This is a genomic window from Candidatus Kryptobacter tengchongensis (assembly GCF_001458555.1).
GTDB lineage: Bacteria > Bacteroidota > Ignavibacteria > Kryptoniales > Kryptoniaceae > Kryptonium > Kryptonium tengchongense.
This window is the reverse complement of the sequence record NZ_CZVH01000059.1, coordinates 1-11,560: the sequence shown is the minus strand read 5'-3', so window position 1 is coordinate 11,560 and position 11,560 is coordinate 1. Positions and strand designations below refer to the sequence as shown.

General features: G+C 36.2%; 10 protein-coding genes and 1 CRISPR repeat array. Of the genes, 3 read left to right on the top strand and 7 right to left on the bottom strand.

The window, feature by feature from the left end:
* From sppA to AT685_RS05380, 3 genes are all read left to right on the top strand, one after another.
* Positions 1-1,309, top strand: a 1,309-nt coding sequence (gene sppA / locus AT685_RS05390; protein ID WP_072151850.1) for a signal peptide peptidase SppA, incomplete at its 5' end; no start/stop codon positions are given.
* Between the two features lie 2 nt (positions 1,310-1,311).
* A complete protein-coding gene (locus AT685_RS05385) occupies positions 1,312-2,895 on the top strand; it encodes a Gfo/Idh/MocA family oxidoreductase (protein ID WP_072151849.1) in 1,584 nt (527 codons plus the stop codon).
* Positions 2,896-2,929: 34 nt separating this feature from the next.
* Complete coding sequence (locus tag AT685_RS05380; RefSeq protein ID WP_072150762.1) at positions 2,930-3,769, top strand: NAD+ synthase; 840 nt, start codon at positions 2,930-2,932, stop codon at positions 3,767-3,769.
* Here AT685_RS05380 and AT685_RS05375 read toward each other — a convergent pair.
* From AT685_RS05375 to cas1b, 7 genes are all read right to left on the bottom strand, one after another.
* Entirely contained in the window at positions 3,741-4,232 is a 492-nt protein-coding gene (locus AT685_RS05375) for a hypothetical protein (protein WP_143713138.1), read from the bottom strand. The genes AT685_RS05380 and AT685_RS05375 overlap by 29 nt on opposite strands.
* A gap of 4 nt (positions 4,233-4,236) precedes the next feature.
* Positions 4,237-4,692: a hypothetical protein gene (locus tag AT685_RS05370; RefSeq protein WP_072151847.1), complete on the bottom strand. Its 456-nt coding sequence runs from the start codon at positions 4,690-4,692 to the stop codon at positions 4,237-4,239.
* The gene (locus AT685_RS05365) at positions 4,689-5,201 is read right to left on the bottom strand and encodes an FMN-binding protein (RefSeq protein WP_072151846.1); all 513 of its coding nucleotides are present in this window, start codon (positions 5,199-5,201) and stop codon (positions 4,689-4,691) included. The genes AT685_RS05370 and AT685_RS05365 overlap by 4 nt, the downstream gene beginning before the upstream one ends.
* A gap of 68 nt (positions 5,202-5,269) precedes the next feature.
* A complete protein-coding gene (locus AT685_RS05360; RefSeq protein ID WP_143713137.1) occupies positions 5,270-6,634 on the bottom strand; it encodes a porin family protein in 1,365 nt (454 codons plus the stop codon).
* Positions 6,635-6,638: 4 nt separating this feature from the next.
* On the bottom strand, positions 6,639-7,553 hold the full coding sequence (locus tag AT685_RS05355; RefSeq protein WP_072151844.1) for an FAD:protein FMN transferase: 915 nt from the start codon (positions 7,551-7,553) through the stop codon (positions 6,639-6,641).
* A gap of 204 nt (positions 7,554-7,757) precedes the next feature.
* Positions 7,758-10,200: a CRISPR direct-repeat array (repeat unit 30 nt; unit sequence GTTTCAATCCCTCACAGGTACGATTCACAC).
* 276 nt (positions 10,201-10,476) lie between these two features.
* Positions 10,477-10,737: a CRISPR-associated endonuclease Cas2 gene (cas2, locus tag AT685_RS05350; RefSeq protein WP_072151843.1), complete on the bottom strand. Its 261-nt coding sequence runs from the start codon at positions 10,735-10,737 to the stop codon at positions 10,477-10,479.
* 22 nt (positions 10,738-10,759) lie between these two features.
* On the bottom strand, positions 10,760-11,560 hold an 801-nt coding region (cas1b, locus tag AT685_RS05345; protein WP_072151842.1), incomplete at its 5' end, for a type I-B CRISPR-associated endonuclease Cas1b.

Genomic DNA, 11,560 nt, shown 5'->3' with positions numbered 1-11,560 from the left:
ACCTGTTGTCGCTTACCTTGGCGGTGAAATGGTTGGGGTTAATGAGCTTTACCTTGCAAGCATCGCTGATAAAATCGTCATAGCTCCCGAAGGCATGATCGTCGGATATGGCGCCGTTATAGATGTATCAAGATTGAAAAGCTTTTTTGAAAAATTTGGAATTGAATGGGACGCAATGACCGCAGGGGAATACAAATCAACCTTCCACTCAATTTACACGGATTCAGCAACACAAAATCAAGCCGAACTGATAAAATCCCTTGTTGAAGAAATTCACAAACAAATGATAGAACAAATTTCAAGATCAAGAAATATAAACTTCACAGAAGAACTCATTGAAGAGATTTCAGGTGGAATGATACCACCAAGAGCTAAAGAAATCGGGCTTATTGATGAAATTGGTTTCTACAGCGAAGCTAAAAGATTGATAAATAAACTTGCAAACAACCGTGATGATGAAAATGTTAACCTGATAAAACTTGACAAAAGAAGATACTGGGATAAAACATGGGGCGTGATACCCAAAATTGCCGTCATCGGAGTCCACGGCGCAATTGTAACAGGTGAAAGTCAACCACCTTTACCATTTCCATTTCTTGATGAGAGATTAACAGGTTCTGAAACAGTTGTCAAACAAATCAATTCTGCTGTAAAAGATAAAAGCGTAAAAGCGATAGTCTTGAGAGTTAACAGTGGCGGTGGCTCTGCACTTGCTTCAAATGAAATTTACACTGCATTGAAGGAAGCAAGAAAAAAGAAACCAGTTATAATTTCATTTGGAAATGTTGCAGCAAGCGGAGGCTATTATGTTGCGTGCAGCTCGGATAGAATTTTTGCAAATCCAGCAACTTTAACAGGGAGCATCGGGGTTGTTTATTCAAAACCTGTGCTTGAAAAACTTTATGAAAACATGAAAATAAAAATTGAAACTTATAAAAAAGGCGAACATTCTGATATGTTCTCAACCACAAGGCACTGGACCGAAATTGAAAGAAAAGGCATTGAGAACGCACTTCAATATACTTACCTTAACTTTAAACAAAAAGTCGCAGAGAACAGAAACATGACGCTTGATGAAGTTGAAAAATTAGCACAGGGAAAAGTTTACACAGGAACACAGGCATTGAATTTAAAACTTGTTGACGAACTTGGCGGGTTAAAAAGAGCAATTGATTTCGCTAAAGAAAAAGCAAAAATAAAAGAAAAATACGAAATCAAATTTTATCCCGTCCCATCACTTTTTGGAATTCAAAGTGGTTTCATCAGGTCAACTCTTATAAATTTGATTTTAAATAAATTTCCTGAATAAAAATGGAAAAATTCGTCGCCGTCATCGGCTCTGGAAGTTGGGGCAAAAATCTTGTGAGAAATTTTTTTGAGATCGGCGCTTTAAAAACCGTGTGCGATATCAACAGAACAAATTTTGACGAACTAAAAAATAAATTCCCAGCAAAATATACAACTTCAATTGATGAAGTTATAAATGACCCAGATATAAAAGCAGTCGCAATCGCTACACCATCAGAGACGCACTTTGAACTTGCCAAGATTTTCCTCTTATCTGGAAGAGATGTTTTCGTTGAAAAACCGCTTGCACTAAAACTTGAAGATGCCATTGAATTTGTGAAAATCGCCGAGGAGAAAAATCTGATTCTTATGGTTGACCATGTCCTTCAATATCATCCCGCTATCGTAAAATTAAAGAAATTAATTCAATCTGGAGAAATTGGTGAGATAAAATACATCTACTCAAATAGATTAAATTTCGGCAAATTTAGAAAAGAAGAAAACATATTGTGGAGCTTTGCACCACACGATGTTTCGCTTATACTTTCAATCATAGGAGAAATGCCAAACAAAATTTTATCCGTTGGGGAAAATTATCTTTTCTCCAATGACGCCGATAAAAAAACAAACCCCAAAATTCCATGCGATATCACTTTAACATATCTTGAATTCAAAAACGACATAAGAGCTCACATCTTCGTCAGCTGGCTTCATCCATACAAAGAACAGAAACTTATCGTCATCGGAACAAAAAAAATGGCTGTTTTTGATGATACCGAACCTGAAGATAAGCTCGTCCTCTATTCCCACAAAATTGAATGGGAAGGCAATCTACCAATAGCTAAAAAAGCAAACCCAGAAATAATTAAAATCCCAAATGAAGAACCATTAAAAAACGCATGCATCCACTTTATTGAGTGTGTTAACAAAAGAACAAAACCTTTAACGGATGGATACGAAGCTTTGAATGTCCTTAAAGTCCTTGAGCTTGCGGTGAAATCATTACAAAATAATGGAATGACCTTAAAGATGGATAAAAAATTCTATGCCCATGAAACAGCAATAATTGACGAACCATGTGAGATAGGCGAAGGGACAAAAATATGGCACTTTTCACATATAATGAAAGGCGCAAAAATCGGGAAAAATTGTATAATTGGACAAAACTGTTTCATTGGATCAAGAGCAGTGCTTGGAAATGGCGTAAAGCTCCAAAACAATGTCTCGGTTTATGACCTTGTAACGCTTGAGGATTATGTCTTCGTTGGACCATCAGCCGTATTTACAAACGACCTAAACCCAAGAGCAAAATATCCCAAAGGAGGAAAATGGATTCCGACACTTGTGAAAGAAGGAGCAACAATTGGGGCAAATGCAACAATTCTTTGCGGAATAACAATTGGAAAATGGGCAATGATCGGCGCAGGAGCTGTCGTAACAAAAGATGTTCCAGATTATGCAATTGTAACTGGCGTCCCCGCAAAGTTAAGTGGTTGGGTATGTGAATGCGGTGAAAAGTTGAATTTTAAAAAAGGAAAAGCCTTATGTGAAAAATGCGGTAGAATTTACAAGAAAACTAAAAATAAAGTAAGTTTAGTTGAATCTTAAAAAACTGACATTTTAAAACAAAAAGAAGACAAAAATGGAGATACTTGAAAAAGCGAAGAATTTAAAGCTTAATATGAAAATAGTCCGAAAAATTTTGGTTGATTTCATTAGAAAAGAAACAACAAGGTTCGGGCTCAAAAAAGGAGTCATCGGCGTTTCTGGAGGTGTTGACTCAGCCGTTTCGGCTTACCTTTCTGCTGAAGCACTTGGACCTGAAAATGTCCTCGGTGTAATAATGCCATATAAAACAAGCTCACCCGATAGCATTGAAGACGCAAAACTTGTAATCTCAAACCTTGGAATTAAAAGTGAATTTGTTGATATAACCCCGATGTGCGACCCCTATTTTGAAAAATTTCCAGATATGGATAAAATAAGACGCGGGAATGTCATGGCAAGGATGAGAATGATAGTTCTATATGATCTATCCGCACGAGAACAAGCTCTTGTTATCGGGACAAGCAATAAAACAGAGCTTTTGCTCGGATACGGAACTCTCTACGGAGATATGGCAAGCGCAATAAACCCGCTTGGGGACCTCTATAAAACACAAGTATGGCAACTTGCCGAAGAACTCGGCGTGCCAAGAAAAATAATTGACAAAAAACCAACCGCAGACCTCTGGATCGGTCAAACTGATGAAGATGAACTTGGTTTATCCTATAAAGTTGTGGATAAACTTTTATACTTTATGATTGATGAACGAAAAACGGATGATGAACTGGTTGAACTTGGCTTTGACAGAAAAACAATAGAAAGGATAAAGCTTATGGTTCAAAGAAACCAATTCAAAAGAAGACCACCAATAATTGCAAAGATCTCATATAGGACAATAAACATTGACTTCAGATACGCCCGCGATTGGGGAAGTTGAATTTCAAAGTTATCAACCTGTAAATCAAAATCAGAGATGACAGAAAAAGTGAAAATTGAAATAAAAAGAAAGAAAATAACTTAACACCTGCAAATGCCCGCCCAAACATAACAATCAAAATTCCACCAAGATTATCAATAAAAGCAAAAACAAAAAGAAAAATTGTCAAAGCGATATTAAACCTATCGCTAACGATATAAACGAAATGAATAAGCGTTATCAAATACAAAGCCATTGCCAGAAAATGAAAATATGAAACCTCAACAAGCCCAGAAAGCGATTTTGGCTTCATAAATCTTTCGGGATTACCCAGATAATAATCAACCACATTTGAAATGCTAAATCCGATTTTTCTCTCAAACAATGCAAAATTTAAGCCGACAAAAGCAAGATTTAAGAGGGCAAAAGAAAAAATTAAAATTGCAAGAAACTTTGATGCCCCATTACCCTTACGATTCTCCAACCTTTTAAACCAAATGACCACCAATGACAAAAAAAATCAAGCATTGAAAAAGCAAAAAAACAAAAATTTTCAAAAAAGCATACCCCCGCCCAAGCAAAATAACAATATAATCAGAAAAAGAATACAAAATAACCAAGATCGCCAAACTCAAAATTAACCCAAGTTTAAACCTTTCATCAATCCCCGAATAGATAACTAAAGCGGAAACACACAAGAAAAGAAGAGCAAACACAAAAAGACTTATATGTGCTTCTTCATAAATTTGAGCAATTGAAATCTCAAACGGGAAATCAGATTCGCCGAAGAAATATCTTTCAACTTTCTCAACTGAGTAACCATACTTAAATCCAAAATGGACAAAAGCACCAGCCCAAAATAAAAAAATAAAAATCGTGAAAAGGAAAATGCCAATACGAATTGGTTTATAACCCTTTAAACTTCCAGTCCAAAAAAATCTCATTTCACCTCCTCAAAGATTACTTTCCACAAAGCTATGACTTTCCTTGCGTTATCAGTTATTGCCTTAGCTGTAAGAGTTGCACCCGTCATGTTCGGGACATCTCTTCTTAATCTTAATAGATCTTTCCCTATTGTCTTGCCCTTAAGATATCTCAGCCAGTTATCATCTGCCATATATTCAGGCGGTTCTTTGAAAGAAAGAATTTGTATTAATTCAATCTCCCCACGCTCATTTAAAACATACAATACAACCTCTGGATGAGTTCTTACGATATGAATATCAACATAAGCATACGCCTTGATTTTTGAATTCACCTTAACCAAATAAAATGTAACAAGCCTATTTTCAATTTTGATTCCCGACAACTCCTTAACTTTCTCAGCCTGTGAATCAGAGATAGTAATATTCTTTATCTCAATCTTTGAATTAGGATAAATCTCACTTAAAACTTCTTCTGGTTTCTTACCTTGAATTGCAAGCAATAAAATTAACAAGAAAACACTTAACATTTCTCTTCTTAATAATTTTTAAAATTTATCCCCCAAGCCCAAAAACTCGGGGGAAATTTCAATGACATTTAAAATATAAAACCAATCCCTATATTAAACTGATCAATTTTCCATTCATCTTTCCCCACTCCCTTACCTGCGGGGAGATTGGATGCAGTGTTACGAATTTGATAATCCGCTTTTATAACAACTTGAGGATGCGGTTTAAAGTCAAGCCCAATTGTAAATACACTTCTATCTTTTGTTGGATCTAAATTTCCCGTAAAGACATTTTTGTTGAGATTATACTTTTCATATCTTACGAATGGAGCAAATGAGATGACTGTTTCAGGATTAATTAATGGAATTAAATTATAACCCGCTTCCAAATACCAACCATAGACCTTGCTTGCTCTTCCACTCCGACTTTTGTAAACATCATTGCCTTTTGCACTGCCATATGCAAATAAGCCTTTAATAGATAAGTTTTTAAGTTGAACTCCGCCCTCGGTCGTCAAAAGCGAAAATCTTGCGTCTTCACTTCCCCTCTCGCTTGCACCCGCTTTATCACTTCCAGCACCATAATAAAGTGAGGAGGTAAGCGTCAGATTCTTAACAACTTCAAAAACAACTCCAAAACTTCCTGCAAATTTATCAAAATTGATTGTTGCCCCTCTTTGCCTTCCCCCAGCAATCCAATCACCTATCAAATCTGTCCTCAAGCCATTCACTATCCCAGCCTTGTAAGAAAACCCCTTTGTGAACTCACCATAAACCATAACTCCAAGTTCCCTCCATACCGTCGGAATTATAAATCTTTCAACATCTGGACGCAATACCCCAAAATAAACAGGCGGTTCATGAAACTCGTTCATCCTACTGGTTGGAATAAGAAATAAACCAGTCCTTATGTTAAATCTTGGATGTAAAATAAAATCAACATACAGGAACTCAACATAAATCTCCGGATTTCTATTCCCAACATTTCCAATTCCTGCATGTTCAATTTCAAGTTCAGTGTTAACAATAATGTTATCTGTAAATTTATATCCGATGTATGGTACAAATCTTAACACATCCCCTCTGTCAATTTTTGAGTTATCAATGTAATTCTCATAGGTTATCTCACCATATCCGGCGATTGAAAGACCCCTTGGGGTATAATAAATTTTTGATGCAGCCGGACCAAGCCCAAAATATGATTTCAATTCAATTTCCGGCATCGCAACCTCAAGACGAAGTTGTCTTATTTCTTCCTTGAGTGCTTCAATTTCCCGAACCATCTGCTCTCTTTGCTCATTTATATCTTTAATTTTCAAAACCTCAAGCTCCAAGCGTTTAATTCGCTCCTCAATTTGCTTAATTTTTTCCTCCTCTGATTGAGCGAATGAAAAATCAAACATCAACATGAACAATATGCTTATAAAAAACAATATCCTTAAGCTTGTTCTCATCCCTTTACCTCTTTTTTGTTTTTGAAATATATTTAGCAGCATCTTTGAAAATTATTACCTCAAAAAATTCCCTGAATTTCTTATTCATGAAAACAGAACCATCCTCATAAAGCATTAAAACACCAACATCAGGATTTTCACTCAAAAATTTTTCCTTCAAATCTTTTGACATTGCGAAAAGAGCAGTTGCATAGGCATCTGCAAAGGTTGAGTTTTCATGCGCAACCGTTATTTGAACAATTTTATCATCTCTTGTCTCAATATGTTTTCTCAGGTAATTTCCAGATGTTGAAATACTGACATCTTTTGAATTGATCATTTGAACAAGCGCACCACCTTCTATTGGATTTTTAATTGCAAGCGTCCTTTTATGCCCCCAAACCTTCATGTCACCACCAATTGAGATAAACCCAGAGTTTATCTTCAAATAATTATATGTTTTTTCAATTGCAAATCCCTTCCCTATCCCTCCAAGGTCAATTGACATTCCTTTTCTTGCCAGCATTACACTATCACCAGAAATTATTATATCCATAAAGTTAATAAGTTTGCGGGCACTATCTTCCGATATTTTACCCAACCTTTTAGCATTGATCGTTAAAGCTCCAAATGTAACATCAAAAAAGCCCCATGTTTTCCGAGAAATTTCAATTGAGTTTTTTATCGCTTCAAGCGTAACATCGGAAACCTTAACAAATTTATCCCCAGCATTTAAATTTATCTTTGAAACCTCTGAAGAGTCAAGGTAGTCGGAAAGTTTCATTTCAATTTCCTTTAGATATTTGTAAGCAGTGAGATTCAAATTTTGCGAAGGCAGTTCAATGTAAGCATATGTTCCCATAAGATAATAACTTGTTCCCTGCGCCATCGCAACCTTAAACAAGATGAGAGCAAAGAAAAGTTTGATGGATCTGTTCATTCTGCCTTATATTTATTTAGATTTAATCTAAATAAAATATAACAAAGAAAGACAAAAAAGTCAAGTTTTATAGCTTGTCAAAAACTCACCTGACTTATAATTTCATTCCCCCACATCAGAAAGGGAAAATGATTGGATATAAAAGTAGGTTTAATTTTTTTAACAAATTTTGGAAGGCAAGGTTTTCTACCAATCCTTCTGAAGGTTTCAATCCCTCACAGGTACGATTCACACGCAAGAATGGAATTTATATAAGAACTAAAGAGGAGTTGTTTCAATCCCTCACAGGTTCGATTCACACAAGGTCAAAATTTCAAAAAGTTTACCATCTTTTTGCAGTTTCAATCCCTCACAGGTTCGATTCACACAAGCCAACGCAACACCACGATGTTTTTGAAATGAAGCGTTTCAATCCCTCACAGGTTCGATTCACACAGTGATGTGAAGGGTTTGGATTGCGATTATTATTTTAGTTTCAATCCCTCACAGGTTCGATTCACACATAATCCAAATCGTTAACCCCCATTTTTTCAAGCAATGTTTCAATCCCTCACAGGTTCGATTCACACCAGTATTTTGAAAATAAGTAAAAAAAATAGCAAAAACGTTTCAATCCCTCACAGGTTCGATTCACACAATTGTAACGGGAGTGGTTTAAAGGAGTATGGGAAAGTTTCAATCCCTCACAGGTTCGATTCACACGAAATTTTATTTGGTATTTGAAATCCCCAACGATACGTTTCAATCCCTCACAGGTTCGATTCACACAAGTGAATTGAAAGGATTTATAATTGAAACATTACAAAAAAAGGTTTCAATCCCTCACAGGTTCGATTCACACCAGTTATTAAACTCCCCAGGGATTTGAAACCTGTTTTGTTTCAATCCCTCACAGGTTCGATTCACACATCGCACGCGTCCTGGTAATTTCCAAGCTCAATTAGTGTTTCAATCCCTCACAGGTTCGATTCACACTGTCACGAATATGTATTTCAAATCTGGTCAAGCTTCAAGTTTCAATCCCTCACAGGTTCGATTCACACTGATGAAGAGTTAAAAATGATTAAATTACAAATTGCGTTTCAATCCCTCACAGGTTCGATTCACACTTTGCTTCTTAAATGTCCTTCCCTTGCCGCATGGGAAGTTTCAATCCCTCACAGGTTCGATTCACACCAGTCTTCAGAAATTTTTCAGCACAGCAAACAAAGCAGTTTCAATCCCTCACAGGTACGATTCACACAAATTAATAAAAGCGAAAAGAAAAAATCCAACATACTCGTTTCAATCCCTCACAGGTACGATTCACACGGAGCATTTGATTTTGTTGTGTCATCATCAATTGCATGTTTCAATCCCTCACAGGTACGATTCACACGTAAAAAGGGAGGATGATTGAGATATGGGTAATAAGTTTCAATCCCTCACAGGTACGATTCACACAGAAGTTGACGAATTAACACCAGCGGAAAAACTTTCGTTTCAATCCCTCACAGGTACGATTCACACAAGATATAATTGAAATTGAAGCGGAAAGAGAAAATAAGTTTCAATCCCTCACAGGTACGATTCACACTTTTTTTACACACGCCGTTACATTCGCTTTTACAGAGTTTCAATCCCTCACAGGTACGATTCACACTGAATTTTCAACGTTAGCACCTCGTATCTGCTGTCCGTTTCAATCCCTCACAGGTACGATTCACACAAAAAGAGGGAACAACATGGAGAAATACGAAGTATTGGGTTTCAATCCCTCACAGGTACGATTCACACACATGGTAAAGCCAGCAACATAGCTAAAAGTATTATTGGTTTCAATCCCTCACAGGTACGATTCACACATTTTCAATCCAAATTCACAAACTAATTAATATCAGAGTTTCAATCCCTCACAGGTACGATTCACACCATATATCGCACGCGTTCTGGCAATTATCAATTTCAATGTTTCAATCCCTCACAGGTACGATTCACACTGGGCTACAAAATTGGGTTAATTAACTCTTCTTCCGCGTTTCAATCCCTCACAGGTACGATTCACACAGAGAGCAATTGACAAAGGTATGAAAATTTACGTCAAGTTTCAATCCCTCACAGGTACGATTCACACGAGATTGTGAATCAAAAACAAAATTCATTTAAAAAAAGTTTCAATCCCTCACAGGTACGATTCACACTTAAATGCGTTTGAAAACTTCCTGTTGTATGCAAGCTGTTTCAATCCCTCACAGGTACGATTCACACCTAAGACGATATACATAAGAGAGTTTGTTTCTAAAAGCGTTTCAATCCCTCACAGGTACGATTCACACAGTGGAGCTTGATGTCGCTGGCACTATTCAAGCAAGTTTCAATCCCTCACAGGTACGATTCACACAAAAAAAATGAAGAAACATTACATTTTCGACGAGAAGTTTCAATCCCTCACAGGTACGATTCACACCCGTATTTTTCTTCGTATGTATCAGCTATGATACCTAGTTTCAATCCCTCACAGGTACGATTCACACTTTGTTCTCTTGATGGTTCAAATTCTAAAACTGCTTTGTTTCAATCCCTCACAGGTACGATTCACACTGGTTTAGAGCAGGAGAATAGAAACAGGGCTAAAGAGGTTTCAATCCCTCACAGGTACGATTCACACCCACGGTAAAACAAAACTTTAAATAAACCAATTCACACACTTAAATATAATAAATTTTACCCCAAAAGTCAAGTCCTTTTGTGTTAACTTTTACCCTTGATTTTTCCGAGAACCTCCCTGACAATGTGTCAAGATTTGCGTCAGAGCAGGGGAAAGTGATTGTAAATCAATCAGATATTCAAAATCACAAATGTTAACTTATTAACGAGGTTCTCGGAAAACGTAATAACGAATGTTAAAATGAAATAAAAAAGCTGGCACAAAGCCAGCTTAAAACTAAATTAAATTATCAACTGGATTTTTGTTTAACCCGATTACCTCCCTACCTCTCCACTTATCCCGAAGAGTATAAATTATCACAGAGTCAACCTCGGGCTCTATTATTTGCAAAAGTTTAAACCGCAACTCAGCGAACTTCCCTTCGCTCAATTCGCCCTCAAAAACAGAATTTTGAACCCAATGCAAATATCTACGCAACAGTTTGCAAACCTTATTTACCCCTTTTTCCTCAACATCGTAAACAACTATATAATACATCGCCCTAAAACTAATTTTATTTTTAATACCACCAAACCTTCAGGGGATTATATACCTCATCGCCAAACAAGTGTTTTATTAATTTGTAGCATTCAAGTCGAATTAAACCTCTATACGATACATTTCGGTTAAGTTTTTTGTGCCTTATGCTTGATCTCATTAATTCATCAAACTCTTTTACAAATAGCTTTCGCCCATCTTCAGATAAATAACAAAAATTTAATTCACTTATAAAATGCTCCTTTGATATCTGCCCGCGATTTATAATTTTAAAAATTAACCTATCAACGATAACTGGCTTAAAAATTTCAGCAATGTCAAGCGCAAGAGAAAATCTTCTATCGGATGGCTCATGTAAATAACTTATAGTTGGATTTAATTGCGTCTTGTAAATTTCACTAAGCACAGTTGTGTAAAGCATTGAGTTACCAAACGATATAAGGGCATTTATAGCGTTTTCCGGAGGTTGTTTTGTTCGTCTATCAAATCCAAAAAATTCATCATCTATTATAAAGTCCCACGCATTATAATACGCGTTTCTAATATGACCTTCGCACGCCATAAGATCGTGAATATTCATACATGATTCTATCTTTGTTCTTTCACTTTCAATAGCTTCAATGTAGATATTAAGCCCTTCTGAAGAAGTATATGTTTTTAAATTTCTTAACATATTATAGCTTGCCCCATCAACAAATTTTCTCGCAAGGAAAATCCTCAAATCATCAAAAATATAATTTTCAACCTGCTTTACAATTAACCTCCCAGAGTTTAAAAATTCACGAGGATAAAAACTTCCAGAATAGAACCCATAATAATTGAA